Origin of the sequence: Stutzerimonas xanthomarina DSM 18231 (assembly GCF_900129835.1) — a bacterium.
In the GTDB taxonomy this organism is placed as follows: Bacteria; Pseudomonadota; Gammaproteobacteria; order Pseudomonadales; family Pseudomonadaceae; genus Stutzerimonas; species Stutzerimonas xanthomarina.
In genome coordinates this window covers 226,088-251,620 of record NZ_FQXA01000001.1, presented here as the reverse complement: position 1 = coordinate 251,620, position 25,533 = coordinate 226,088, and the positions used below count along the sequence as shown (strand labels likewise).

General features: G+C 60.2%; 21 protein-coding genes and 2 tRNA genes. 20 read left to right on the top strand and 3 right to left on the bottom strand.

The features are described from left to right. Positions 1–5: 5 nt before the first annotated feature. The gene (queG, locus tag BUE09_RS01160; protein WP_073298892.1) at positions 6–1,097 is read right to left on the bottom strand and encodes a tRNA epoxyqueuosine(34) reductase QueG; all 1,092 of its coding nucleotides are present in this window, start codon (positions 1,095–1,097) and stop codon (positions 6–8) included. Positions 1,098–1,238: 141 nt separating this feature from the next. On the opposite strand from queG, the gene BUE09_RS01155 reads away from it, so the two are divergent. The 11 genes from BUE09_RS01155 (at position 1,239) to BUE09_RS01105 (ending at position 14,194) form a co-directional block, all read left to right on the top strand. Next, positions 1,239–2,738, top strand: a complete 1,500-nt coding sequence (locus tag BUE09_RS01155; RefSeq protein ID WP_073298891.1) for a bifunctional ADP-dependent NAD(P)H-hydrate dehydratase/NAD(P)H-hydrate epimerase — start codon at positions 1,239–1,241, stop codon at positions 2,736–2,738. After that, positions 2,726–3,196 carry a tRNA (adenosine(37)-N6)-threonylcarbamoyltransferase complex ATPase subunit type 1 TsaE gene (tsaE, locus tag BUE09_RS01150; RefSeq protein ID WP_073298890.1) on the top strand — a complete coding sequence of 157 codons (471 nt, stop codon included), beginning with the start codon at positions 2,726–2,728 and terminating at the stop codon, positions 3,194–3,196. Before BUE09_RS01155 ends, tsaE begins: the two co-directional genes overlap by 13 nt. A gap of 17 nt (positions 3,197–3,213) precedes the next feature. Next, on the top strand, positions 3,214–4,635 hold the full coding sequence (locus BUE09_RS01145; RefSeq protein WP_073299457.1) for an N-acetylmuramoyl-L-alanine amidase: 1,422 nt from the start codon (positions 3,214–3,216) through the stop codon (positions 4,633–4,635). Beyond that, on the top strand, positions 4,632–6,509 hold the full coding sequence (gene mutL / locus BUE09_RS01140; protein ID WP_073298889.1) for a DNA mismatch repair endonuclease MutL: 1,878 nt from the start codon (positions 4,632–4,634) through the stop codon (positions 6,507–6,509). The genes BUE09_RS01145 and mutL overlap by 4 nt, the downstream gene beginning before the upstream one ends. Before the next feature lie 60 nt (positions 6,510–6,569). Further along, positions 6,570–7,541, top strand: coding sequence for a tRNA (adenosine(37)-N6)-dimethylallyltransferase MiaA (miaA, locus tag BUE09_RS01135; protein ID WP_073298888.1), 972 nt, complete (start codon positions 6,570–6,572; stop codon positions 7,539–7,541). Positions 7,542–7,631: 90 nt separating this feature from the next. Beyond that, entirely contained in the window at positions 7,632–7,886 is a 255-nt protein-coding gene (gene hfq / locus BUE09_RS01130) for an RNA chaperone Hfq (protein ID WP_019340119.1), read from the top strand. 12 nt (positions 7,887–7,898) lie between these two features. After that, positions 7,899–9,200, top strand: coding sequence for a ribosome rescue GTPase HflX (gene hflX, locus BUE09_RS01125; protein WP_073298887.1), 1,302 nt, complete (start codon positions 7,899–7,901; stop codon positions 9,198–9,200). 97 nt (positions 9,201–9,297) lie between these two features. Continuing rightward, positions 9,298–10,479 (top strand): FtsH protease activity modulator HflK, encoded by a 1,182-nt coding sequence (gene hflK, locus BUE09_RS01120; RefSeq protein WP_073298886.1) that lies wholly within the window; start codon positions 9,298–9,300, stop codon positions 10,477–10,479. After that, positions 10,479–11,351, top strand: a complete 873-nt coding sequence (gene hflC, locus BUE09_RS01115; RefSeq protein ID WP_073298885.1) for a protease modulator HflC — start codon at positions 10,479–10,481, stop codon at positions 11,349–11,351. Before hflK ends, hflC begins: the two co-directional genes overlap by 1 nt. A gap of 284 nt (positions 11,352–11,635) precedes the next feature. Next, positions 11,636–12,823, top strand: coding sequence for an ATP phosphoribosyltransferase regulatory subunit (locus BUE09_RS01110; RefSeq protein WP_073298884.1), 1,188 nt, complete (start codon positions 11,636–11,638; stop codon positions 12,821–12,823). Positions 12,824–12,898: 75 nt separating this feature from the next. Continuing rightward, positions 12,899–14,194, top strand: coding sequence for an adenylosuccinate synthase (locus tag BUE09_RS01105; protein ID WP_073298883.1), 1,296 nt, complete (start codon positions 12,899–12,901; stop codon positions 14,192–14,194). Between the two features lie 192 nt (positions 14,195–14,386). Here the strand turns inward: BUE09_RS01105 and BUE09_RS01100 are convergent. Then, a tRNA-Leu gene (locus tag BUE09_RS01100) sits at positions 14,387–14,473 on the bottom strand. A 103-nt stretch (positions 14,474–14,576) separates the two neighbouring features. Beyond that, a tRNA-Leu gene (locus tag BUE09_RS01095) sits at positions 14,577–14,663 on the bottom strand. 204 nt (positions 14,664–14,867) lie between these two features. Here BUE09_RS01095 and rnr point away from each other — a divergent pair. The 9 genes from rnr to alr all read left to right on the top strand — a co-directional run bounded on the left by rnr (position 14,868) and on the right by alr (position 25,431). Continuing rightward, positions 14,868–17,402, top strand: coding sequence for a ribonuclease R (gene rnr / locus BUE09_RS01090; protein ID WP_073298882.1), 2,535 nt, complete (start codon positions 14,868–14,870; stop codon positions 17,400–17,402). Next, the gene (gene rlmB / locus BUE09_RS01085) at positions 17,399–18,154 is read left to right on the top strand and encodes a 23S rRNA (guanosine(2251)-2'-O)-methyltransferase RlmB (protein ID WP_073298881.1); all 756 of its coding nucleotides are present in this window, start codon (positions 17,399–17,401) and stop codon (positions 18,152–18,154) included. The genes rnr and rlmB overlap by 4 nt, the downstream gene beginning before the upstream one ends. 189 nt (positions 18,155–18,343) lie before the next feature. Next, the gene (locus tag BUE09_RS01080) at positions 18,344–20,509 is read left to right on the top strand and encodes a PAS domain-containing protein (RefSeq protein ID WP_073298880.1); all 2,166 of its coding nucleotides are present in this window, start codon (positions 18,344–18,346) and stop codon (positions 20,507–20,509) included. Positions 20,510–20,689: 180 nt separating this feature from the next. Then, positions 20,690–21,112 (top strand): 30S ribosomal protein S6, encoded by a 423-nt coding sequence (gene rpsF, locus BUE09_RS01075; RefSeq protein ID WP_073298879.1) that lies wholly within the window; start codon positions 20,690–20,692, stop codon positions 21,110–21,112. 28 nt (positions 21,113–21,140) lie between these two features. Then, entirely contained in the window at positions 21,141–21,371 is a 231-nt protein-coding gene (gene rpsR / locus BUE09_RS01070; protein WP_019340128.1) for a 30S ribosomal protein S18, read from the top strand. A 34-nt stretch (positions 21,372–21,405) separates the two neighbouring features. After that, positions 21,406–22,299, top strand: coding sequence for a YybS family protein (locus BUE09_RS01065; protein WP_073298878.1), 894 nt, complete (start codon positions 21,406–21,408; stop codon positions 22,297–22,299). Positions 22,300–22,319: 20 nt separating this feature from the next. Beyond that, on the top strand, positions 22,320–22,766 hold the full coding sequence (gene rplI / locus BUE09_RS01060) for a 50S ribosomal protein L9 (RefSeq protein WP_073298877.1): 447 nt from the start codon (positions 22,320–22,322) through the stop codon (positions 22,764–22,766). Between the two features lie 110 nt (positions 22,767–22,876). Beyond that, positions 22,877–24,271 (top strand): replicative DNA helicase, encoded by a 1,395-nt coding sequence (gene dnaB / locus BUE09_RS01055; protein ID WP_019340131.1) that lies wholly within the window; start codon positions 22,877–22,879, stop codon positions 24,269–24,271. 80 nt (positions 24,272–24,351) lie between these two features. Beyond that, positions 24,352–25,431, top strand: coding sequence for an alanine racemase (gene alr, locus BUE09_RS01050; RefSeq protein ID WP_073298876.1), 1,080 nt, complete (start codon positions 24,352–24,354; stop codon positions 25,429–25,431). The last annotated feature ends 102 nt before the right edge of the window (positions 25,432–25,533 follow it).

Here is a 25,533-nt window from a genome sequence, read left to right as displayed (position 1 = left end):
CGCCATTAGCCCCCGCTATTTGAGACAGACGAAGACCGTCTTTCATGCTGCACCAAAGCCCATTGGACATGCTCGCGCACCAGCTCCGATGGATCGTCACGGCGCGCCTGCAGTGCTTCGAGCACAGGAATGCTTGAGGGTGCGTTGCCAAGTCCGACGGCCAGGTTACGCAGCCAGTTCTGATAACCGGTCCGGCGTAGCGGCGAGCCTTCGGTACGGCTGAGAAATTCGTCTTCGGTCCAGCGGAACAGCGCCGCCAGTTCGGCGTTGTCCAGGCTGTGACGCGGCTGGAAGTCGGTCTGTCCGGTCGGCTTGGCGAAACGATTCCAGGGGCAGACGATCTGGCAGTCATCGCAGCCGAACACGCGGTTACCGATCTTGGAGCGAAGCTCGACGGGGATCGGGCCTTTCAGCTCGATGGTCAGGTAGGAAATGCAGCGTCGCGCATCCAGCACCCGTTCGCCGACGAAAGCTTCAGTCGGGCAGATGTCCAGGCAGGCGTGGCAACTGCCGCAATGGTCACGCGCAGTCGGCTCGTCGACTGGCAGGGCGATGTCCACAAAGAGCTCGCCGAGGAAGAACCAGCTGCCAGCCTTGCGGTTGAGCACCAGCGTGTTCTTACCGATCCAGCCGAGGCCGGCCTGCTCCGCCACGGCTTTCTCCAGCACCGGTGCGCTGTCGACGAATGCGCGGAAACCGAAAGGACCGACCACCTGCTGAATGCGCTCGGCGAGCTGTTGCAGGCGTTTGCGGATCAGCTTGTGATAATCACGGCCCAGTGCGTAGCGGGACACGTAGGCCTTTTCCGGGTGCGCCAATTGCTGAGCCATGCGCGTGTCGCCCGGCAGGTAATCCATGCGCAGCGACACGACACGCAGCGTGCCGGGCACCAGCTGCTCCGGGTGGGAACGTTTGCTGCCGTGGGCAGCCATATAGTCCATCTCACCGTGATAGCCAGCCGCCAACCAGCGTTCGAGGTGCGCCTCGTGCTCGCCGAGATCGACATCGGTGATGCCGATCTGCTGAAAGCCGAGCTCGCGGCCCCACTCCTTGATGGAGTTGGCAAGAGCAGTTGGGTCGAGGGTGCTGTTGGACATGGTTTCGGGTCGTTGAGCGTTGCGCTGCTTTGGTGAGCGGGTTCGTGTGGCCGGAAGACAGATCGATCAGCCACCGATGCGCCGCGGGCGGCCCGGGCGACGCATGCGTATAATTCTGCCAGATATTCGCTCGGGTGATTCATGTCCCAGACCACCGATACACTTCCCATCCCGCTTTATTCGGCCGCTCAGGTGTGTGAACTCGACGCTCGGTTGATCGCGGCCGGGACGCCTGGTTTCGCACTGATGCAGCGCGCCGCGCATTCGGCCTGGCGTGCCTTGCGACGACGCTGGCCTGACGCTGATGAGATCACCGTGCTGGCCGGGCGGGGCAATAATGCCGGTGACGGCTATTTGATCGCTGCGCTGGCGCAACGTGCCGGTCGTCGGGTTGAGGTCATTGCCGTGGGTAATCCGCAGCAGTTGCAGGGCGATGCTGCCAGTGCCTTCAACGAAGCACAGGCCGCCGGCGTCCGGGTCTCGCCCTGGTCGGCCGGCACCGAGCTGCGCGGTGTGGTGGTCGATGCGCTGCTTGGCACCGGTATCACTGGTGAGGTTCGCGAGCCCTATGCCAGCGCCATACGTACGATGAATGACAGCGCGCAACCGATCCTCGCGGTCGATTTGCCGTCAGGATTGTGCGCCGACACAGGGCGTTTGCTCGGAGAGGTTGTACGGGCAGAGCTGACCGTGACCTTTATCGGCCTCAAACTCGGTCTGTTTACTGGGCAGGGACCGGATCGAATCGGAACGCTGGTATTCGATGACCTGCAAGCCGATGCGGAGGTTGTCGCTCAAATCAAGCCATCAGCTCTTCGCTTATGCGAGGCGAACCTACCGGTTCTCGCCCCCCGCTCACCGATCGCTCATAAAGGAAGCTTTGGTCAGGTGCTGGTCATCGGTGGCGATCTCGGCACCGGCGGCGCGGCGTTGCTCAGTGCCGAAGCTGCGCTGCGCTGCGGTGCTGGCATGGTGACCCTGGCGACGCGTCCGGAGCATGTCACTGCGTCGCTGGTGCGGCGGCCGGAAATCATGTGCAGCGGCGTCGAGTCCACCTATGCATTGACGGCGCTGACCCAACGCGCCGATGTGCTGGTCATTGGGCCAGGTCTCGGGCAAGCGCCGTGGGGGCGCAGCATGCTGTCGCTGGCGCCACAATGTCGAATCCCGCAGGTGTGGGATGCCGATGCACTGAATCTGCTGGCAGCAGGTGCGGTTGAGTTACCAAATGATTGTCTGCTCACACCGCATCCCGGAGAGGCTGCGCGGCTGCTGGATATTCCCGTCACCGCTGTGCAGGCCGATCGACCCGCCGCCGCTCGCGCGCTGGCTGCTCGCTTCGGTTGTGCGGTGTTGCTCAAGGGCGCCGGAACTCTGATTGCCGATCACAGCGGCCGACTGGCGCTGTGTGATCGCGGACACCCGGCCATGGCCAGTGCGGGCCTCGGCGATGTGTTGGCAGGTGTGGCTGGCGCATTGATGGCGCAGGGGCTGGCGCCTTTCGAAGCGGCCTGCCTTGCGGTCTGGTTGCACGCGGTAGCGGGCGAGCGTCTTGGTGCCGAGGGGCGCGGGCTGGTTGCCGCCGATCTGATTCCTATGGTCCGCCAGTTGCTCGAGGAGCATTCGCCATGTCTGACGTAACGCTGTTGGCAGCCGACGAAGACGCCATGCTTTCACTGGGCGCGCGTATTGCCCAGGCGACCGGCGGTCGCGGCGTGATCTACCTGCACGGTGATCTCGGCGCAGGCAAGACCACGCTGTCGCGTGGGCTGATCCGTGGGCTGGGGCACGAGGGAAAGGTGAAAAGCCCGACCTTTACCCTGGTCGAACCCTATGAAACCCCGGCTGCCCGAGTGTTCCATTTCGACCTGTACCGTCTGATTGACCCGGAAGAACTGGAATTTCTTGGCATTCGCGACTATTTCGAAGGGGATGCCTTGTGCCTGGTAGAGTGGCCGGAACGTGGCGCCGGCATTTTGCCAAAGGCTGACCTGGACATTACCATTACGCCGCACGGGGCCGGTCGTATGCTGTGCCTGACGCCACGAGGCGAGCGCGGTAAAGGCTGGTGTTCCATCCTGACCGTCGGCAATCAATGAACATCATGGGGTTGGGTATGCGCATGCGCGCGCTGGTTAGTGGTTTGGCATTGATGCTCGCGGCCATGCAGGTCCTGGCGGCTTCCGACGTCCAGAGCGTGCGTCTGTGGCGAGCGCCGGACAACACGCGGCTGGTCTTTGACCTGTCCGGCCCGGTCCAGCACAAGGTGTTCACCCTGACGGCGCCGGATCGCATCGTCATCGACGTCGACGGCGGCAACCTGCCCAAGCCATTCGATCAGCTGCCGCTGCAGAACACGCCCATTTCCGGGCTGCGCGCGGCGAAATACGATACCGATACCTTGCGGGTGGTCATCGACCTGAGCGCCGAGGTTTCGCCCAAAAGCTTCACGCTCACGCCGAATCAGCAATACGGCCATCGGTTGGTGGTCGATCTGTATGACGACGCTGCCGATGCGGCAGCGGCGTCCACTGCCAACGTTCCGGCGACCGCCACACCGAGTACGCCGACTGCGCCCGTATCGCCAACCCTGCCGGCAATCAAGCTGCCGCCGCTGCCAAGCAGCAAGCGTGACATCGTCGTTGCGATCGATGCTGGGCACGGCGGAGAAGATCCCGGTGCCATCGGTCCTGGCAAGGTGTATGAGAAAACCGTGGTGCTGGCTCTGGCCAAGGAGCTGCAGCGTCAGGTGAATGCTGAAAAGGGCTTTCGCGCCGAACTGGTGCGCACCGGCGATTACTTCATCCCCTTGCGTAAACGCACCGAGATTGCCCGCAAGAAGGGCGCTGACCTGTTCGTGTCCATCCATGCGGATGCGGCGCCGCGGTCGTCGGCCTATGGCGCTTCGGTATTTGCCTTGTCGGATCGCGGCGCGACCTCGGAAACTGCACGTTGGCTGGCAGACAGTGAAAACCGATCAGACCTGATTGGTGGTGCCGGTAATGTCAGTCTCGGCGATAAGGACCAGATGCTAGCCGGCGTACTGCTGGATCTGTCGATGACTGCCTCGTTGTCTTCCAGTCTCAACGTCGGGCAGAAAGTGCTGAGCAACATGGGGCGCATCACGCCGTTGCACAAACGCCGTGTGGAACAGGCCGGGTTCATGGTGCTCAAGTCACCGGACATCCCATCGATCCTGGTGGAAACCGGGTTCATCTCCAATCCGTCCGAGGCGCGAAAGCTGCAAACCTCTGCCCATCAGCAAGCACTGGCGCGCTCCATCCACAGCGGTGTGCGACAGTTCTTCCATGAAAATCCTCCGCCCGGCACCTACGTTGCCTGGATGCGCGACTCCGGCAAGATCGCCAGCGTGGCTCGCGAGCATGTGGTCCGGTCTGGCGAAAGCCTGGCGCTGCTTGCTCAGCGCTATCAGATCAGTCTGCCGGCCTTGCGCAGTGCCAATAGCTTGAAAAGCGACGTGATCAAGGTTGGCCAAACGCTGAATATTCCTGCAACCACCCTGGCCTCGCAGCCATGATCGAGGCCGCGCGCATCCAGCTGCTCAGTCCGCGGCTGGCGAACCAGATTGCCGCCGGCGAGGTGGTTGAGCGGCCCGCTTCGGTGATCAAGGAGCTGCTGGAGAACAGTCTCGATTCAGGGGCGACCCGAATCGAGGTGGACGTCGAACAAGGTGGCATCAAGCTGCTGCGGGTACGTGACGACGGGTGCGGTATTCCAGCCGATGACTTGCCGCTGGCCCTGGCTCGCCATGCGACCAGCAAGATCCGTGATCTGGAAGACCTTGAACGCGTGATGAGCCTGGGTTTTCGCGGTGAGGCTCTGGCATCGATCAGTTCGGTTTCGCGGTTGACCTTGACTTCGCGTACGGCCGAGGCAACTGAAGCCTGGCAGGTCGAAACCGAAGGGCGGGACATGGAGGCTCGCGTTCAGCCAGCGGCGCATCCGGTCGGTACTTCGGTCGAAGTTCGCGACCTGTTCTTCAATACGCCGGCACGGCGCAAGTTTCTGCGTACCGAAAAGACCGAATTTGATCACCTGCAGGAAGTGATCAAGCGGTTGGCGCTGGCGCGGTTCGATGTGGCCTTTCACCTTCGGCACAACGGCAAGGTGGTCCTTGCGCTGCATCCGGCCAATGACCCGGCTGCTCGCGGGCGCCGCGTCGCGTCAGTGTGCGGTCCGGCGTTTCTCGAGCAGGCATTGCCTGTCGAGATCGAACGCGCAGGGCTGCATCTCTGGGGGTGGGTCGGCTTGCCAACGTTTTCTCGTAGTCAGGCGGATTTGCAGTATTTCTATGTGAACGGCCGCATGGTGCGCGACAAACTGGTCGCTCATGCAGTGCGGCAGGCGTACCGCGACGTCCTGTTCAATGGTCGACACCCGACCTTCGTGCTGTTTCTCGATGTGGACCCGGCGGTGGTGGATGTGAATGTCCATCCAACCAAGCATGAGGTGCGTTTTCGTGACAATCGCATGGTGCATGATTTCCTGTACGGCACCTTGCACCGTGCGCTCGGTGACGTGCGTCCGGAGGATCAGCTTGCAGCACCAGCGAGCGTCGCGCCGGTGATCAAGGTCTCTGGTCGTGATGCCGGAGAGTTCGCCGGCCAGAACGAAATGAGCCTTGCCGCCAATGTGCTGGAACAGCAGCAATCAGCGCAGCCTGCCTGGCGCGGTGCCGGCGCGGGTTATCAGGCGCCTCGACCGATGCCCACAGGCAATCTCGCAGAAGCGCAGGGCGCCTACCGGGAGTTCTTCTCGCCACTGGCTGAGTCGAGTTCCGCAGCCTTGCCGGAAAGCCAGGACGATGTGCCGCCGCTTGGCTATGCGCTGGCTCAGCTCAAGGGCATCTATATCCTCGCTGAGAATGCTCAGGGGCTTGTGCTGGTGGACATGCACGCCGCGCATGAACGGATCATGTACGAGCGTCTGAAGACCGCGATGGCCAGCGAAGGGCTGCGCGGCCAGCCGCTGCTGGTTCCCGAGTCGATCGCCGTCAGCCAGCGCGAAGCCGATTGCGCTGAAGAACATGTGCAGTGGTTCCAGAAGCTTGGCTTCGAGTTGCAGCGACTTGGCCCCGAGAGCTTGGCGATCCGCCAGATTCCATCGCTGCTCAAGCAGGCCGAGGCGACCCGGCTGGTGCAGGACGTACTGGCCGACCTGCTTGAATACGGCACCAGCGACCGTATTCAGGCGCACCTCAACGAGCTGCTTGGCACCATGGCATGTCACGGTGCAGTACGTGCGAATCGACGTCTTACCGTTCCGGAGATGAATGGCCTATTGCGTGACATGGAGCAGACCGAGCGTAGTGGTCAGTGCAATCACGGTCGTCCGACCTGGACCCAGCTGGGCATGGGCGACTTGGATAAGCTGTTCCTCCGAGGGCGATAACTGGTCTGCCCGGTACGCCGGGTTCAGCCACTGTCCGCGACACATTTCTTCGAGCATCCGATGCCCCGACTACCTCCCGCCATCTTTCTCATGGGCCCGACCGCGGCCGGCAAGACTGACCTGGCTATCGAGCTTGCACACGCCTTGCCGTGTGACCTGATCAGCGTCGATTCGGCCTTGGTCTACCGTGACATGAATATCGGCACGGCCAAGCCTTCTGCCGAGCTGCTGAGCGCTTTCCCGCATCACCTGATTGATATCAGAGACCCGATGCAAAGTTATTCGGCAGCCGAGTTTGTCAGTGATGCCCTGGCGGCAATGGCGCAGAGCACTGAAGCAGGGCGTATTCCGCTGCTGGTAGGCGGCACCATGTTGTACTTCAAGGCGCTGCTCGAAGGACTGGCTGATATGCCGGCGGCTGATGCCGAGGTGCGTGCGGTGCTCGAAGCGCAGGTCCAGGCGGAAGGCGTGGCGGCGCTGCATCGTCAGCTTAGCGAGGTCGATCCGGTATCCGCCGCGCGGATCCATCCGAACGATCCGCAGCGTCTGATCAGGGCGCTGGAGGTCTACCGGGTCAGCGGGATCAGCATGACCGAGCATCGCGCTCGGCAAACTGTTCAAAAAGCCGGAGCCGGCACGCCAGACGGCGGCGTCTTGCCTTATACTGTCGCGCAGTTGTGCGTAGCACCTGCGCAACGGCATATCTTGCACCAGCGTATCGAGCGGCGTTTCGTTCAGATGGTTGAACAGGGTTTTGTCGCAGAGGTCGAATCCCTTCGCAGACGTTCAGGTCTACATGCCGAGCTGCCGTCCATGCGAGCGGTTGGTTATCGCCAGGTCTGGCGTTATTTGGACGGTGAGTATTCTGCGCAGGAAATGGTTGAGCGTGGAGTAATCGCTACCCGACAACTGGCCAAACGTCAATTGACCTGGTTGAGGGGATGGGAGGGGGCTCACTGGTTGGACAGTTCAGCCTGTGACAATCTGCCGCGAGCATTGAAATACTTGGATAGGCTCACCATATTGAGCTGACATCGCTATTTGACCGGCTATTCTCAATCACTGATCGGCCGTGTTTGATTTCAAATAATTAATGAAAAGATCCTTTAAGGAGTGCGGCACATGTCAAAAGGGCATTCGCTACAAGACCCTTACCTGAACACCCTGCGTAAGGAGCGCGTTCCGGTTTCGATCTATTTGGTCAACGGTATCAAGCTTCAGGGGCAGATCGAGTCATTCGACCAATTCGTCATTCTGTTGAAAAACACGGTTAGTCAGATGGTTTACAAGCATGCCATCTCGACTGTCGTTCCTGGCCGTCCAGTGCGTTTGCCTGCTGCTGGCGATGCTGAGCAGTCCGAGTCGGGTAACGAATAAAGGGAGCCTTCATTGTTCTTCGAACGTCCCGGTGGTGGTGAGCGGGCAATCCTGGTTCATCTGGATGCTCAGGATCCAGCGGCGCGTGAAGACCCACAAGAGTTTCGGGAGCTGGCGCGGTCAGCTGGCGCTGAAACAGTTGGCTTTGTCACGGTTGCCAGGCATCAACCTTCCGCCAAGTTTCTGATCGGCAGCGGCAAAGTCGAAGAGCTGCATGACCTTGTCAGGGATGGCGAGGTCGAGCTGGTCATTTTCAATCACACGCTGACGCCCAGCCAGGAGCGCAACCTCGAGCGAGCGCTCGAATGCCGTGTGCTTGATCGGACCGGGCTGATCCTGGATATCTTCGCCCAGCGCGCGCGTACGCACGAAGGTAAGTTGCAGGTTGAGCTGGCTCAGTTGGATCACATGAGTACGCGGTTGGTGCGCGGCTGGACTCACCTTGAACGGCAGAAGGGTGGTATTGGTCTGCGCGGTCCGGGCGAGACACAGCTTGAAACCGACAGGCGCTTGCTGCGTGTGCGCATCCGTCAGATCAAGCAGCGGCTGGAAAAGGTTCGTAGTCAGCGTGAGCAGGCCCGCCGAGGCCGTCGACGTGCTGATATTCCGCTTATATCCCTGGTGGGTTATACCAACGCTGGCAAGTCCACGCTGTTCAATGCTTTGACCGAATCAGAGGTTTACGCTGCGAACCAGCTTTTCGCTACGCTTGACCCCACCCTGCGTCGTCTGGATCTGGATGACCTGGGGCCGGTAGTGATTGCTGATACGGTGGGCTTCATCCGTCATTTGCCGCACAAGCTGGTCGAGTCGTTCCGGGCGACGCTCGAAGAATCGAGCAACGCTGATCTGCTGCTGCATGTCATCGATGCTCACGAGCCTGAGCGCGATGAGCAGATTGAACAGGTATTGGCGGTGTTGACCGAGATCGGCGCGCATGAGTTGCCGATACTGGAGGTTTACAACAAGGTGGATCTGCTTGAAGGCATCGAGCCGCAGATCCAGCGCGATGCTGATGGCGTGCCGCAGCGGGTTTGGGTTTCGGCGCAGCAAGGGTTGGGGCTGGATCTGCTGAAGCAGGCCATTGCCGAGCTGCTCGGTAACGATCTCTTTGTCGGGACGCTTCGATTGCCGCAACAGCTTGGACGCATGCGTGCGCAGTTATTTGACCTTGGCGCCGTGCAGTCCGAGACCCATGACGACGAGGGCGTCAGTTTGCTTGATGTACGCCTGCAGCGTGTCGAACTGCATCGTCTGATCAGTCGCGCGGGCCTTGAGGCGGAACAGTTTTTCGATCAACACACTTTGCAATAAAGCTCGGGGGGCTTTTAAGCCGTTCGTTCCGGGCTTTCGGTAGCATTGGTGGACGCGCCGCTGGCGCGTCTTTAGCTTTATTTGAATGGAGAGCGCTATGGCTTGGAATGAGCCGGGTGGCAACTCGAACAACCAGGATCCCTGGGGTAGTGGTGGTGGTGGCGGTGGTCGTCGCGGCGGTGGCGATCAGAAGGGTCCACCTGACCTCGATGAGGCTTTCCGCAAACTGCAGGACAGCCTTAATGGCATGTTCGGCGGCAAGAAGCGCAGCGGTGGGTCGTCGGGGGGCGGTCGTCGTGGCGGCTTCGGGCTGGTCTGGATTGGTCTGGTAGTCCTGCTGGCTGTCTGGCTGTTCAATGCGATCTACATCGTTGATGAGCAGGAGCAGGCCGTGGTGCTGCGCTTCGGCAAGTACCACGAGACAGTGGGTCCGGGTCTGAATATTTATTTCCCGCCATTTGATCGCAAGTTCCAGGCGAACGTTACTCGTGAGCGTTCCTATAGCAAACAAGGGCAGATGCTTACCGAAGATGAGAACATCATCGAAGTACCTCTGACCGTGCAGTACAAGATCAGCGATCTACAGGCCTTCGTGCTCAACGTCGAGGAGCCTGAAGCTTCTCTGCAGCATGCAACCGACAGTGCTGTTCGGCACGTAGTGGGTTCGACTGCGATGGATCAGGTGCTGACCGAGGGTCGTGAAGCCATGGCTGGTGAGGTCAAGGAGCGCCTGCAACGGTTCCTTGATAACTACGGTACGGGCATCATCGTGACTCAGGTGAACCTGCAAAGCGCAGCTGCGCCACGCGAGGTGCAGGAAGCGTTTGATGACGTGATCCGCGCCCGTGAAGATGAGCAGCGCGAGAAGAACCAGGCTGAGTCTTACGCCAACGGCGTCATCCCCGAAGCCCGTGGTCAGGCCCAACGTATGCTGGAGGAGGCCAGCGGCTACCGCGACGCGGTGATATCGCGCGCTCAAGGTGAGGCGGATCGCTTCTCCAAGCTGGTTGCCGAGTACCGCAAGGCGCCGGACGTGACGCGTGAGCGTCTGTACATGGAAACCATGCAGGAAGTCATGAGCAATACCAGCAAGGTTTTGGTGACCGGCGAGAGCGGGCAAAACAATCTGCTCTATCTACCGCTGGATAAGATGATCAATAGCCGTGGCGCTGCTTCCGATCGCTCGGCTGCCGCATCGACATCAGGCGCTTCGACACAGACGACAAGGCTGCCACCGGAATTGGATCCGCGTGAAGTGCGTACAAGGGAGGTCCGCTAATGAGCAATAAATCCCTGACCGCCCTCATTGTGGGTGTAGTGCTGGCGATTGTGGCGTGGAACAGCTTCTACATCGTGTCGCAGACGGAGCGAGCGGTTTTGCTGCGGTTCGGCCGGATCGTAGAACCCGACGTGAAGCCGGGTTTGCACCTGAAGATCCCTTATGTCAATAGCGTGCGTAAGTTTGATGCCCGCTTGATGACATTGGATACCACGACGTCGCGCTTCCTCACGCTGGAGAAGAAAGCCTTGATGGTTGACTCCTATGCCAAGTGGCGTGTGGACGATGCCGAGCGTTTCTACACGGCAACCTCCGGTATGAAGCAGATTGCTGACGAGCGACTCGCGCGTCGTCTCGAGGCCGCACTGCGGGACCAGTTTGGTAAGCGCACCTTGCATGAGTCGGTGTCCGGGCAGCGCGACGAGTTGATGGCTAGCGTGACCAATAGTCTCAACCGAGACGCGCAGAAGGAGCTGGGTATCGAGGTGGTGGACGTGCGCGTCAAGGGAATGGATTTGCCTCGTGAAGTGAACCGCAGCGTGTTCGAGCGAATGAGTTCCGAGCGTGAGCGTGAAGCACGTGAGCATCGCGCCAAAGGTAAGGAGCTGGCCGAAGGTATTCGTGCCGACGCCGACCGCCAACGGCGGGTGCTGTTGGCTGAGGCATTCCGTGAGGCCGAGGAGCTGCGCGGTGATGGCGATGCGCAAGCGGCAGCCATCTATGCGGCTGCATACGGGCAGGATCGGGAGTTCTATTCCTTCCACCGCAGCCTTCAGGCCTACCGTGAGAGCTTCGCCAACAAGGAAGATGTTCTGGTGTTGGATCCCAATAGCGATTTCTTCCGTTATCTGGAGTCCGCAACGGCGCAGTGATCGCCGCAAGGGTCGTCCGGCAGGGGCAGCGCTGTCCGCCGGGTGACCCGTTGGCGAAACATTGTTATGATCCGCGAGCCGGGAAAAGCCCGGCTTTTTTGCGTCTGCGCCCCGGCGGTAGCAGGCGGATCCGGGCATGGCCAGCCATGCTGATCCCCTTGGTGGGGCGTGGCACTGTCGCCATGGTACGAACACAATCGCACGCGACCGATGGGCGGCTAAGGCTGTTGCCCCGGCGTTCGTCTGCTTGACTAGGCTTGCCGTATCGAGAGGTGATTGGCGAAATGGCAACGATAGACCGCTGGCTCCTGCCAGATGGCATTGAAGAAGTGCTGCCCCCCGAAGCGGCGCGTATCGAAACTGCACGGCGTCGTGTGCTGGATCTGTTCCAGTGCTGGGGCTATGAGCTGGTTATCACCCCTCATGTGGAGTTTCTCGAATCGCTCCTGATTGGCGCAGGGCAGGACCTCGACCTCAAGACGTTCAAGGTCGTCGATCCCCTGTCAGGCCGTCAGATGGGATTGAGAGCGGATATCACTCCGCAGGTGGCGCGGGTTGACGCCCATACGTTGCGCCGTGAAGGTCCTAGTCGCCTGTGCTACGCCGGCAGCGTTCTGCACGCCAAGCCGCAGGCCCTCGCCACGTCGCGAAGCCCGATTCAGCTTGGCGCAGAGCTCTATGGAGACAGCAGTACTTCCAGTGACCTTGAGGTGATCAGCCTGATGCTGGAAACCCTCCTGCTCGCTGATGTGCCGGACTTGCATATGGATCTTGGGCATGTGGGGATCTATCGCGGGTTGGCACGCGCCGCCGGCCTCTCTGGTGATGCAGAGCAGCGCCTTTTCGATGCCTTGCAGCGTAAGGCCATGGACGAGATCGCGGCGCTGACCGCTGATGTCGAGCCCGCGCTGGCGGGCATGTTGCGCGCGTTGGCGCGACTCTGTGGTGGGCGCGAAACGCTTGACGTTGCGCGCGAGCTACTTGCCGGTGCACCTGCTCCAGTTCTTGAAGCGCTGGAAGGTTTGGTGCACGTCGCCGACCAGTTGGCGATGCGGTATCCGGAGGTGCCGTTGTATTTCGATCTGGGCGAGCTGCGCGGCTATCACTACCACACGGGTGTCGTTTTCGCGGTATTCGTCCCAGGCGTCGGCCAGTCGATCGCTCAGGGCGGGCGCTATGACGATATTGGTGCGGATTTTGGCCGTGCGCGTCCGGCGACCGGCTTCTCGACGGATTTAAAGACGCTGGTCAGACTGGGCAATGCCGAGCTCGTCGGCCCATTGGCAGGTATCTGGGCGCCGTACAGTACCGATCCGGCGTTATGGCAGGCGATCTGTCAGTTGCGTGAGCAGGGCGAGCGCGTGGTGCAGGCCTTGGACGGCCAGCAGAGCGATGCGGCGCCACGCGTTGGCTGTGACCGGCAGCTACTGTTGCAAGAAGGGGCCTGGGTTGTAGCGTCGCTGGCCCGCTAATGCGGTTGTGCTGGCAGATTATCCAGAATATTTCGCCGGTCATCACCGGCATGCTTCGCCAAGAGGACAAGGTTTATGGGTAAGAATGTCGTGGTCCTGGGCACCCAATGGGGTGATGAGGGCAAGGGCAAGATCGTTGATTTGCTGACCGACCAGGCTGCGGCCGTGGTGCGTTTTCAGGGCGGTCATAATGCCGGCCACACGTTGGTCATCGACGGCGAAAAGACTGTTCTGCACTTGATTCCGTCCGGAATCCTGCGTGAAAACGTGCAATGTCTGATCGGTAATGGCGTAGTCGTTGCGCCGGATGCCCTGATGCGTGAAATCACCAAGCTCGAAGAAAAGGGTGTCCCGGTTCGCGAGCGCCTGCGTATCAGTCCGGCCTGCACCCTGATCCTGCCGTACCACGTCGCATTGGATCAGGCGCGTGAAGCGTCGCGGTCCGAAGGTAAGATCGGCACTACGGGGCGTGGCATCGGGCCGGCATACGAAGACAAGGTTGCCCGCCGTGGTTTGCGCATCGGCGATCTGTTCAATCCTGAGCGCTTCACGGTCAAGCTGCGTGAGCTGCTCGAATACCATAACTTCATCCTGCAGAATTTCTACAAGGTCGAGCCTGTCGACTTTCAAAAGACGCTCGATGAGGCGCTAGGCTACGCCGAAATCCTCCGGCCGATGATGACCGATGTCTCGGCTCGCTTGCATGAGTTGCGCAAGCAGGGCGCGCGCATCATGTTCGAGGGCGCTCAGGGCTCGCTGCTGGATATCGATCATGGTACCTATCCCTATGTAACCAGTTCCAGCACCACGGCCGGTGGCACGGCAACCGGTTCCGGTTTCGGCCCACTGTATCTGGACTATATCCTCGGCATTACCAAAGCCTACACAACGCGTGTTGGCTCCGGTCCGTTCCCGACGGAATTGTTCGATGAGGTAGGTGCTCGTCTGGCTGAGCGTGGCCATGAGTTCGGCTCGACTACCGGCCGCGCCCGGCGCTGCGGTTGGTTCGATGCGGTAATCCTGCGTCGCGCCATCGAGATCAATAGCGTGTCGGGTATCTGCCTGACCAAGCTGGATGTGCTCGATGGGCTGGAAACCATCCGTATCTGTGTGGCGTACCGCGATCGAAACGGAGAAACGCTGGTCGACGCGCCGACCGACGCAGACAGCTATCAGGGCTTGCAGCCGGTTTACGAAGAACTGCCTGGCTGGAGCGAATCCACTGTCGGAGTCAAGTCGCTCGATGCGCTGCCGGCTAACGCCCGCGCGTATATCAAGCGCATCGAAGAGCTCGTGGAGGCGCCGGTCGATATCATTTCTACCGGCCCAGACCGCAACGAGACGATCGTGCTGCGTCATCCTTACGCCTGATCTTTGCCGCTACGAAATAGACCGCCTTCGGGCGGTCTTTTCGTTCTGGCTGACTGGCAGCCTGTGCGGAGCGAAATGCAGCCGTGCATGCGTCCAGAGGTTCGGTTAACCGGTTCTGCAGGGTTGCTTGATTTGCTTGGTTGCGCGCAGAAACGAAAAAACCGAGCCAATGGCTCGGTTTTTTCTGAAGAGTGGTGCCCAGGAGAAGACTCGAACTTCCACGATGTTGCCATCGCTAGGACCTGAACCTAGTGCGTCTACCAATTCCGCCACCTGGGCACATTGCGATGATCGCTCATCGACTTCTGTCGATTGCTGGTCGAGGCCGACAAACCTCGTGTCTATGAAGCTCTCGCCATTGGCAAGAATTTCATCAAATAAATGGTGCCCAGGAGAAGACTCGAACTTCCACGGTGTTGCCACCGCTAGGACCTGAACCTAGTGCGTCTACCAATTCCGCCACCTGGGCACTGCAAACGATGATACTTCGTCGTTTCCGTGTTACAACGTCTACCAGACATTGTGGGCGCGAACTATACGGGCGAGGTTATCCCTTGTAAAGCCCCGTCCAGGAAAAATAATTTGCGCGAAAGCTGCCGTCCGACGGCGTTTCGCGCTTCAATAGATATAGGGCGTTCTGCCTCTATAAATGAATGAAAGGTGACATCTCTTAATGGCCGATTGGCAATCCCTCGATCCCGAGGCCGCACGTGAAGCGGAAAAGTACGAAAACCCCATCCCTAGCCGCGAACTGATACTCCAGCACCTGAGCGAGCGCGGCTCGCCAGCGGCGCGTGAGCAGCTGGTGGAAGAGTTCGGATTGTCCTCCGAAGATGACATTGAAGCTCTGCGCCGCCGTTTGCGCGCGATGGAGCGTGACGGTCAGCTGATCTATACCCGGCGTGGCACCTATGCCCCGGTAGACAAGCTGGACCTGGTATGCGGACGTGTCAGCGGCCATCGCGACGGTTTCGGCTTTCTGATTCCCGACGACCGCAGCGACGACCTGTTCCTGAGTCCGGCGCAGATGCGTCTGGTATTCGATGGCGACCGCTGTCTTGCGCGCGTGGCCGGGCTTGATCGCCGTGGCCGTCGCGAAGGTGCGATCGTGGAAATCATCGGGCGCGCGCACGAGACCATCGTGGGCCGCTATCAGGAAGAAAGTGACATCGGCTTTGTGATGGCCGATAACCCTAAGATCCAGCAGGAAGTCCTGGTCACGCCGGGCCGTTCCATGAATGCCAAGCCCGGTCAGTTCGTCGAAATCAAGATTACTCACTGGCCAACTCAGCGGTTCCAGCCCCAGGGCGATGTGGTCGAGGTGATCGGCAACTACATGGCGCCCGGGATGGAAATCGACGTGGCGCTTCGCAGTTTCGATATTCCGCATGTCTGGCCGGATGCGGTAAGGCGTGAAGCCGCCAAGCTCAAGCCGGAAGTCGAGGAGAAGGACAAGCAGAAACGCGTCGACCTTCGCCACTTGCCGTTCGTGACGATCGACGGCGAGGACGCACGAGACTTCGATGACGCCGTCTACTGCGAGAAGCTCAGCGGCTGGAAACTGTTTTCCGGTGGCTTCCGCCTGTATGTGGCAATTGCTGATGTCTCGCATTACGTCAAGGTCGGCTCGGCGCTGGATCAGGAAGCTGAAGTGCGTGGCACCTCGGTGTATTTCCCGGAGCGGGTCGTGCCAATGCTGCCGGAAGAGTTGTCGAATGGGCTTTGCTCGCTAAATCCACATGTCGACCGTCTGGCGATGGTCTGCGAAATTACCCTGAGCAAATCGGGGAAGATGACGGATTACCAGTTCTATGAAGCGGTAATCCATTCCCACGCACGACTGACCTATAACAAGGTCAGCAGCATGCTTGAACAGCCATCTTCAGCTGAAGGCAAACGCCTTATCGGCGAGTACGGCGAAGTGCTGCCCGACCTTAAGCAGCTCTATGCGCTCTATAAGGTATTGCTCAAGGCGCGTCATACCCGCGGGGCAATCGATTTCGAGACGCAGGAAACCCGCATTGTGTTCGGCGCTGGTCGCAAGATCTCGGAAATCAAGCCAACCGAGCGCAACGACGCGCACAAGCTGATCGAGGAGTGCATGCTCTGCGCCAACGTGGCCACTGCACGCTTCCTTCAGGATCACGACATTCCGGGCTTGTACCGTGTGCATGATGGTCCCCCCCTTGAACGTCAGGAGAAACTCCGAGCGTTTCTCGGCGAGCTGGGCCTGACCTTGCACAAGGGCAAAGAGGGGCCAACGCCTAAGGATTACCAGGCGCTGCTGGAGCATATTCAGGGGCGTCCCGACTTCCATGTGATTCAGACGGTAATGCTGCGCTCCCTCAGTCAGGCGGTTTACAGCCCTGACAACAATGGCCATTTCGGCCTGAACTACGAGGCATACGCACATTTCACATCGCCGATTCGCCGCTACCCCGATCTGCTGATCCATCGGGCGATCCGCAGCGTGATCCGCTCCAAGCGCGACACATCGCACGTTCGCCGTGCGGGCGCTACCAGCATGCCCAAGGCGCGCATCTATCCGTATGACGAGGCCGCGTTGGAGCAGTTGGGCGAGCAGTGCTCAATGACCGAGCGCCGCGCCGATGAAGCGACCCGTGACGTCGTCAACTGGCTGAAATGCGAGTTCATGAAAGACCGCGTCGGTGAGAATTTCCCCGGCGTCATCACGGCCGTGACCGGCTTTGGCCTGTTCGTCGAGCTGACCGATATCTATGTCGAGGGGCTGGTACACGTGACGGCGATGCCGGGCGATTACTACCACTTCGATCCGTTGCATCATCGCCTGTCCGGCGAGCGCAGCGGTCGCAGTTTCCGTCTTGGCGACAGTGTCGAAGTGCGCGTCATGCGTGTCGACCTGGATGAGCGCAAAATCGATTTCGAGTTGATCGGCGGTGGCAGCAAAACCGGAATCGGCGAGCGAGGTGCCTCTGACGGCCGCGGCGCGCGTAAGGACGGTCGCAGCAAGAAGAGCACCGATACGCCTTCATCGAGGGGCCAAGAGTCGGTCAGCGATGACGTGCGCAAGAGTCGTGAAATGAAAAAGGCGCTGCTGAACGACGCCAAAACAGGCAGTCCCTCGAAGAGCAAGCCCAAGCGCAGTCGCTCGAAACCGAAGGCAAGCGGTAAGGCGACGCCGAAATCCGAGGGTGCTGCGCCCCGTAAGCGTAAGGCCAAACCATGAGTGATCTGGAAAAGGTTTATGGCCTTCACGCCGTCGAGGCGTTACTTCGCCATCACCCGAAGCGGGTCAAGCAGGTTTGGTTGGCGGAGGGGCGTGATGATCCTCGCGTGCAGAGCCTGCTTCAGTTGGCTGCCGATTCGAAGGTTAGAGTCGGCCAGTGCGAGCGCCGCGAAATGGACGCCTGGGTTGAGGGCGTACACCAGGGTGTGATCGCTGACGTCAGTCCCAGCCAGGTCTGGGGCGACGCCATGCTTGAGGAGCTGCTTGATCGCACTGAAGGCGCGCCTTTGTTGCTCGTGCTCGACGGCGTTACAGATCCGCATAATCTGGGAGCCTGCTTGCGTACTGCCGATGCGGCAGGGGCACTGGCGGTGATCATTCCCAAGGACAAATCCGCCACGCTGAACGCTACGGTGCGCAAGGTGGCCTGCGGTGCCGCGGAAGTCATTCCGCTGGTCGCTGTCACCAATCTGGCCCGAACGCTGGAAAAACTGCAGCAGCGCGGTCTATGGATCGTCGGCACGGCTGGAGAAGCCGAGCAGGAGATCTACGATCAGGATCTCAGCGGGCCGATCGTCATGGTGATGGGGGCTGAGGGCAAGGGCATGCGGCGCTTGACCCGCGAACACTGTGATTTCCTGGTGCGCCTGCCCATGGGTGGTAGCGTCAGCAGCCTCAATGTCTCGGTCGCCACCGGGGTATGCCTGTTCGAGGCACGGCGTCAGCGCCGCTTGGCTCGCCCCGCGCGCTAGTGCGCGCTTGCCTGGGCTTGCCCCGTTAGGAACATTGACCGGCAGCGGAAACGGATCGTTTTCGCTGCGGTCAATTGTCCGTTCTGAATTCGACGCTCGATCGTCACTTTTTGGTTTGGCTGCGCGTCGGGTAGTTCTGGCGCCAGCTCATGATCGTAGCCAGCGCCAGGCTCGCATCACGGAGGTGGTATGCCGCAACGCCCTTCTTTCGAGGCTCTGTTCAGGGTTTCGCCAAACGCCTACCTGCTGCTCGATCCCGATCTGGTGATCCTGGATGCCAACGCGGCCTACCTGAAGCTCACCGCTCGCAGTCTCGAAGAGATTGCAGGGCGGCGCATTCAGGACGCGTTTGCTGCCGACCCGCAATTTCCCGAATCGACCCATGTCGATGAGCTTCTCGACTCGTTTGCTCGGGTCCTGCGTACCAAGGCGCTGGATACCTTGCCCGTGATCCGCTATTCGATCGCCGCCAGCTCCGGCAGCGGTGCGGGCTATGAGGACCGTTATTGGAGCGCGACGCACACGCCTTTGCTGGATGAACAGGGTGAGGTCTTCGCCATCCTGCAGCACACCGTGGATATTACCGAGCTGCATCAGTTAAAGGGTTCCATGCGCTCGGCTGAATCCGCTGGCCAACCGGCGCAACAGATCGAGGCGGCGATCATTTCCCGAGCGCGATTCATTCAGCATGAAGGCAATCAGCTGCGCCGGTTGTTTGCGCAAGCGCCTGGTTTCGTCTGCTTCCTGCGTGGTCCCGGACATGTATTCGAGCTGGTCAACGAGGCGTATCAGCAACTGACGGGACACCGTCAGTTGCTCGGCAAGCCGTTGCGTGATGGGTTGCCCGAGTTGGAAGAGCAGGGCTTCATCGCACTGCTCGATGAGGTCTATCGTACCGGCGAGCCCTATACCAATAGAGGCATGCGAGCCTTGTTGCATCGCCGCCCAGACGCCGAGCCGGAGGAGGTGTACGTTGATCTCGTGTTTCAGCCAATTATCGAGCGCGACGGCCGAACGTCCGGTGTTTTCGTGCTTGGCAGCGATGTTACTGAGCAGCATCGCAGTCAGCAGAAGCTGCAGGAATATCACGAGCATCTCGAGGAGCTGGTGCGTGAGCGTACACGCGAATTGCTGGACAGCGAGTCCGCGCGCCGGGCGGCGCAGGCAGCCCTGATGCAGGCGCAGAAGCTTGAGGCTGTTGGCAAGCTGACCGGAGGAATCGCACACGATTTCAACAACATGCTGCAAATCATCGGCGGCAATCTGCAGCTGTTGCGGCGCAACATGAGCGATGACGAGACGGCCCAGCGGCGGCTGGACTCCGCAGTTGGCGGCGTAGAAAAGGGCGCTCGTCTGGCTTCGCAGCTATTGGCCTTCGCCAGCCGTCAGTCATTGCAGCCGCAGTCCGTGGATGTCGGTGAGTTGCTGGGGCAGATGAGCGAGTTGCTCAATGGTGCCTTGGGGCGTGCTGTCCAGGTTGAAGTCGATGTCGCTTCGGGTCTGTGGCCGGTGTTAGCTGATGTCGGCAACCTGCAGGCGGCGATACTCAACCTGGCTGTCAATGCACGCGATGCGATGGGCGGCGGCGGTAACCTCTGTGTGCGCTTGCGAAACCGCCACCTGGATTCCACTCAGCTTGCCGGGCAGCCTGGTGCCGAGCCCGGTCCGTACGTGGAGCTCGCCGTCATCGATGAAGGTGAGGGTATGCGCCCGGAAGTCCTTGAGCGCGCATTCGAGCCGTTCTTCACTACGCGCAAAGACAGCGATGCGTCCGGTCTCGGTTTGAGCATGGTTTATGGCTTCGTCAAGCAGAGCGGCGGATTCGTCGTGCTGGAGAGTGACGAAGGCAAGGGTACGTCGGTTCGGGTTTACCTGCCGAGCCGGGTTGCGCTGGGTGGGCAGGGCATGCGCATGGCGGCAATGTCCGAGCAGCGTGCTCCGGCAGCAGTGTCATCCGAGCAGGTCGAGCCGACGTCCATGTCAGGTTTGAGGATCCTCTTCGTCGAGGATGACCCGACCCTGCGCATGCTCACCGGCGAGGTTATGGACGAGCTGGGGCACCAGGTCAGCCTGTGCGAGTCGGCCGAGGCTGCTCTAAAGCAGCTTGAACAGCATCCATTTGATGTCTTGCTTACCGACATTGGCCTGGCTGGCATGAGCGGCATCGAACTGGTTCGCGAGGCCAGGGCGCGCGATGCCAGCCTGAGCGTGGTCATTGCTTCGGGCTACGCCGTCGATGCGCGGGAAGTGGGGCTGGATGACCTGCGTACCATGCTCAAGCCCTACGATATCCATCAGGTCAGATCGCTGCTCGAAACCATCCAGGCCGAGCGGGCCGTCGCCGGGCGCGGCTAATGCTGGCTGGTTAAATATTCACCAAATCGCCTTGCGTGGTTGTCCCGGCTTCTCTAGAATTGCGCCCCTTGCCCGGATGGCAGGCGTTTGCGCGCCTCTCTGGCTGGCAAGTCAACATAACTGATTCACTCCTTGCCTGATCCGCGTGGTGCGGCAGGCTGCAACCCGTAAGGAGCAACAATGCGTCATTACGAAATCATCTTTCTGGTCCACCCCGACCAGAGCGAGCAGGTTGGCGGCATGGTGGAGCGTTACACCAAGCTGATCGAAGAAGACGGTGGCAAGATTCATCGTCTGGAAGACTGGGGCCGTCGTCAGCTGGCTTACGCCATCAACAACGTTCACAAGGCTCACTACGTGATGCTGAACGTCGAGTGCAGCGGTAAGGCACTGGCTGAGCTGGAAGACAACTTCCGCTACAACGACGCTGTCATCCGTAATCTGGTCATTCGTCGCGATGAAGCCGAGACTGAACAGTCCGAGATGCTGAAGGCTGAGGAAAACCGTAGCGAGCGCCGTGAGCGTCGTGATCGCCCTGAATCTGACTCTGCCAATGAAAATGACAGTGACAGCGACAGCCGCGACAACAACGCTGACGAGTAATCCACGGACCTATTGAGGAGCCTATTTCATGGCACGTTTTTTCCGTCGTCGTAAGTTCTGCCGTTTTACTGCAGAAAACGTGAAAGAGATCGACTACAAGGATCTCAACACGCTGAAGGCCTACATTTCCGAAACCGGCAAGATCGTACCTAGCCGTATCACCGGAACCAAAGCACGCTATCAGCGCCAGCTGGCTACCGCTATCAAGCGCGCCCGCTTCCTGGCCCTGCTGCCCTATACCGACAGCCACGGCCGTTAATCGAACTGTTGGACAGACGTAAAGGATAAATCGCATGCGCGCCCTGGCTGAGTTCATCATGCGCGGCCGTATGCAGGCAATTGTTGTAGTGGCTGGCTCTGCCGCGCTGCCCATGTTGTTCTGGCTGTCTGCTGCGGCAGGAAGCCTGGTGTTGCTGCGTCGCGGGTTGAATGACGCGCTAGGCGTAGTGGTCTGGGCTTTATTGCCCGCCCTGGTCTGGTGGTACTTCGGTGATCCGCGGACGTTGCTGGTACTGCTGGGATCGTTCGGATTGGCGCTGCTGTTGCGCAGCCAGAGTTCCTGGTCTCGTGTGATGTTGTGCAGCGTTGGGCTCGGGGTGTTGTACGCCTGGGCGCTGGGAATGGTTTTCGGCGAACCCATTGCGGCACTCGCTACCGAGTTGCAGAAAGTGCTGCCTGACATGCTGTCGGATGCCTATCAGCAGCTTTCGGCAGAAGAGCAGGCGCGGTTGGGAGCATTGCTGGCTCCGGTCCTGACCGGTTTGTTGGCAGGGCTACTGCAGATCACCACGCTGCTCAGTCTGATGCTCGGACGGTACTGGCAAGCGTTGTTGTACAACCCGGGTGGCTTCGGTCTCGAGTTCCGGTCGCTGCGTTTTACAGCGTTGCCTGCGGTGGTGTTGTTGATGGGCATGCTGCTGGGGCCAAGTCTCGGTGTGCAGGTCGCGATGCTGGCACCGTTGTGCAGTGTTCCGCTGGTTTTTGCGGGTATCGCGCTGATGCACGGGCTGGTGGCAAAGAATCGGATGTCTCGGTTCTGGCTGGTGGGGCTCTACGTCACGCTGGTGCTGTTCATGCAATTGATTTATCCGTTACTGGCCGTTATGGCCATTGTCGACAGCTTGTTTGATTTTCGCGGTCGGGCATCTCGTGATGATGATGCGGGACCTGCGAACGGTGAAGGTTAAGTTAAAGAGGTAAGACTCAAATGGAAGTCATCCTGCTGGAAAAAGTCGCAAACCTGGGCAACCTGGGCGACAAGGTAAACGTCAAGTCTGGTTACGGCCGCAACTACCTGCTGCCGCAGCGCAAGGCTACTGCTGCAACTGCGACCAACATTGCCGAGTTCGAAGCTCGCCGTGCTGATCTGGAAAAAGCTGCTGCCGAGCGTAAGGCTTCTGCCGAAACTCGCGCTGCTCAGCTGGCCGAACTGGAAGTCACCATCACCGCTACCGCCGGCGATGAGGGCAAGCTGTTCGGTTCCATCGGCACTCACGACATCGCCGATGCACTGACCGCCTCTGGCGTTGAAGTGGCTAAGAGCGAAGTTCGTCTGCCGAACGGCACCATCCGCCAGGTTGGTGAGTACGACGTAGCTGTGCACCTGCACACCGACGTCGAAGCGACCGTCAAGCTGATCGTCATCGCTGGCTGATAGCGGCTATCGTCTGGCACCTCTGGTGCCTGACGGTTACCATCGGGCACGTTTCCACGCGAGTGGGACGTGCCCTTTGTTTTTCTGAATGCCAACGAATTCCGAGTGCCATGAACGACATCAGTGTGCCCCAGCAGTACGACCTGGAAACCGCAGCGCTCAAGGTGCCGCCACATTCCATCGAGGCCGAACAGGCCGTGCTGGGCGGCTTGATGCTGGACAACAATGCTTGGGAGCGCGTGCTGGATCAGGTCTCGGATGGTGATTTCTATCGCCATGATCACCGACTGATCTTCCGCGCCATTTTCACCCTTGCCGAGCGAAACTCTCCGTTCGACGTCGTGACACTCTCCGAGCAGCTGGATAAAGAAGGGCATCTGCCGCAGGTCGGTGGGCTGGCCTATCTGGGTGAACTTGCCAAGAACATCCCGTCTGTGGCCAACATCAAGGCCTACGCGCAGATCATTCGTGAGCGTGCGACATTGCGTCAGCTGATCGGCATCAGCAACGAAATCGCCGACAGCGCTTATGCGCCACAGGGGCGCACGGGCGACGAGATCCTCGACGAAGCCGAACGGATGATCTTCCAGATTGCCGAAGCGCGCCCCAATACCGGTGGGCCGATAGGGATCAATGACATTCTAGTCAAGGCCATCGACCGGATTGACTCGCTGTTCAATGCGGGCGAGGACATTACCGGGCTTTCGACCGGCTTTGCCGATCTGGATGAGGCTACCAGCGGCCTACAGCCGGCAGATCTGATCATCGTGGCCGGCCGTCCTTCGATGGGCAAAACGACCTTCGCGATGAACCTGGTGGAGAATGCTGCCTTGCGTTCCGACAAGGCAATCCTGGTGTTCTCGCTGGAAATGCCCGCCGACTCCATCGTGATTCGTATGCTGGCCTCCCTCGGTCGAATCGATCAGACCAAGGTGCGAACCGGTAAGCTCAGCGACGACGACTGGCCGCGGCTGACCTCGGCAGTCAACCTGCTCAACGATCGCAAACTGTTCATCGATGATACGGCCGGTATCTCGCCTTCGGAAATGCGCGCGCGTACACGACGTCTGGCTCGAGAGCATGGCGAAATTGGCATGATCATGGTCGACTACCTGCAGCTGATGCAGATTCCCGGTTCCAGTGGCGACAACCGGACCAACGAGATTTCCGAAATCTCCCGCTCGCTGAAAGGTCTGGCCAAGGAGTTCAACTGCCCGGTGATTGCACTGTCGCAGCTCAACCGTTCCTTGGAGCAACGGCCCAACAAGCGGCCAATCAACTCGGATCTTCGTGAATCAGGGGCCATCGAGCAGGACGCCGACATCATCATGTTCGTCTACCGAGACGAGGTGTATCACCCTGAAACGGAGTACAAGGGCGTTGCCGAAATCATCATCGGCAAGCAGCGTAACGGTCCGATCGGCACCACACGTCTGGCCTTCCTCGGTAAATACTCCCGATTCGAAAACCTGGCGCCCGGCAGTTATCAATTCGATGACGAGTAACCGGCAGGCGCATACCCGCTTGCGGGCCTGACGGAAAGCGCCGGACAATAACGGCTCACTCCTGTCCTGAAGGGCTTTCCATGCGTCCCCTGGTTGCTACGGTCGATCTTGCAGCGCTTCGTCACAACTATCAGCTAGCCAAACAGTGCGCTCCACGGCGTAAAGCTTTCGCCGTGGTCAAGGCGAATGCCTATGGGCACGGTGCGCCCGCAGCGGTCGAATGCCTGCGCGGATTGGCAGACGGCTTCGCCGTAGCATCGCTGGAAGAGGCGGAGCAGGTTCGGTCGGTCGACGCGAGCGCAAGGCTGTTGCTGCTCGAAGGCTGCTTCGAACCGAACGAGTATGCCGCGGCGGCCGCGCTTGGATTGGACGTTACCATTCAAGGCGAGGCTCAGCTGGACGCACTATTGGCGGCGGACATCGAGCGGCCGCTGAATCTGTGGCTGAAGCTCGACTCCGGCATGCACCGCTTAGGCTTCAGCGCCGATGCGTTGCGTCGCGCCCACGCCCGCCTGCAAGGGGCTCATCAAGTTGCAGAGCTCAACCTGATGAGCCATTTCGCCTGCGCCGACGAGCGGGGGAATCCGCTCAACGAGGCGCAGCTGGAGCAGTTCTCCGGTTTGCTGGATCTCGCGTTCGACAATCGCTCCTTCGCCAACTCCGCCGCCGTATTGACCCTGTCTGCTGCGCACATGGATTGGCTGCGCCCCGGGATCATGCTCTACGGCGCTTCGCCTTTCGCCGAGCTGAGCGCTAAAACCCTGGGCCTGAAGCCCGTGATGACGCTGACTGCTTCGATCATCGCGATCCGCGATGTTGAGGCTGGTGCGAGTGTTGGCTACGGCGCTGGTTGGGTCGCTCAGAGGGCGTCGCGTATCGCCACGGTCAGCTGTGGTTATGCCGATGGGTATCCACGTACGGCACCGCCCGGCACCTGCGTCTCGATCCTTGGGCAACGGGCGCCGCTGGCTGGCCGGGTGTCGATGGACATGCTCGCTGTCGACATCACCGATCTGCCGCCGGCGGGCCTTGGCGATGCAGTGGAGTTATGGGGCAACGAGATTCCCATCGACGAGCTGGCGCAGGCCTGCGGCACCATCGGTTACGAGCTGCTGACCAAGGTGACCCAGCGGGTGCCGCGGCGTTATATCAACGGCTGAGCACCGTTTCGCCTGCGCGGCGATGATAAAAGCCGACCAGCGTGGTCGGCCTTCCTGATCATTTTTTGTGCTATATTCCGCGCCCGTTTACGTTGCCCCGGT

Excerpts from the sequence above, each read along its gene's own strand:
- rpsR (WP_019340128.1), top strand. The coding sequence starts at position 21,141 with ATGGCACGTTTTTTCCGTCGTCGTAAGTTCTGCCGTTTTACTGCAGAA.
- hfq (WP_019340119.1), top strand. The coding sequence starts at position 7,632 with ATGTCAAAAGGGCATTCGCTACAAGACCCTTACCTGAACACCCTGCGT.
- BUE09_RS01065 (WP_073298878.1), top strand. The coding sequence starts at position 21,406 with ATGCGCGCCCTGGCTGAGTTCATCATGCGCGGCCGTATGCAGGCAATT.
- mutL (WP_073298889.1), top strand. The coding sequence starts at position 4,632 with ATGATCGAGGCCGCGCGCATCCAGCTGCTCAGTCCGCGGCTGGCGAAC.
- BUE09_RS01110 (WP_073298884.1), top strand. The coding sequence starts at position 11,636 with ATGGCAACGATAGACCGCTGGCTCCTGCCAGATGGCATTGAAGAAGTG.
- alr (WP_073298876.1), top strand. The coding sequence starts at position 24,352 with ATGCGTCCCCTGGTTGCTACGGTCGATCTTGCAGCGCTTCGTCACAAC.
- hflK (WP_073298886.1), top strand. The coding sequence starts at position 9,298 with ATGGCTTGGAATGAGCCGGGTGGCAACTCGAACAACCAGGATCCCTGG.
- rplI (WP_073298877.1), top strand. The coding sequence starts at position 22,320 with ATGGAAGTCATCCTGCTGGAAAAAGTCGCAAACCTGGGCAACCTGGGC.
- tsaE (WP_073298890.1), top strand. The coding sequence starts at position 2,726 with ATGTCTGACGTAACGCTGTTGGCAGCCGACGAAGACGCCATGCTTTCA.
- queG (WP_073298892.1), bottom strand. The coding sequence starts at position 1,097 with ATGTCCAACAGCACCCTCGACCCAACTGCTCTTGCCAACTCCATCAAG.
- BUE09_RS01145 (WP_073299457.1), top strand. The coding sequence starts at position 3,214 with ATGCGCATGCGCGCGCTGGTTAGTGGTTTGGCATTGATGCTCGCGGCC.
- dnaB (WP_019340131.1), top strand. The coding sequence starts at position 22,877 with ATGAACGACATCAGTGTGCCCCAGCAGTACGACCTGGAAACCGCAGCG.
- miaA (WP_073298888.1), top strand. The coding sequence starts at position 6,570 with ATGCCCCGACTACCTCCCGCCATCTTTCTCATGGGCCCGACCGCGGCC.
- BUE09_RS01080 (WP_073298880.1), top strand. The coding sequence starts at position 18,344 with ATGCCGCAACGCCCTTCTTTCGAGGCTCTGTTCAGGGTTTCGCCAAAC.
- rnr (WP_073298882.1), top strand. The coding sequence starts at position 14,868 with ATGGCCGATTGGCAATCCCTCGATCCCGAGGCCGCACGTGAAGCGGAA.
- BUE09_RS01155 (WP_073298891.1), top strand. The coding sequence starts at position 1,239 with ATGTCCCAGACCACCGATACACTTCCCATCCCGCTTTATTCGGCCGCT.
- hflC (WP_073298885.1), top strand. The coding sequence starts at position 10,479 with ATGAGCAATAAATCCCTGACCGCCCTCATTGTGGGTGTAGTGCTGGCG.
- rpsF (WP_073298879.1), top strand. The coding sequence starts at position 20,690 with ATGCGTCATTACGAAATCATCTTTCTGGTCCACCCCGACCAGAGCGAG.
- BUE09_RS01105 (WP_073298883.1), top strand. The coding sequence starts at position 12,899 with ATGGGTAAGAATGTCGTGGTCCTGGGCACCCAATGGGGTGATGAGGGC.
- rlmB (WP_073298881.1), top strand. The coding sequence starts at position 17,399 with ATGAGTGATCTGGAAAAGGTTTATGGCCTTCACGCCGTCGAGGCGTTA.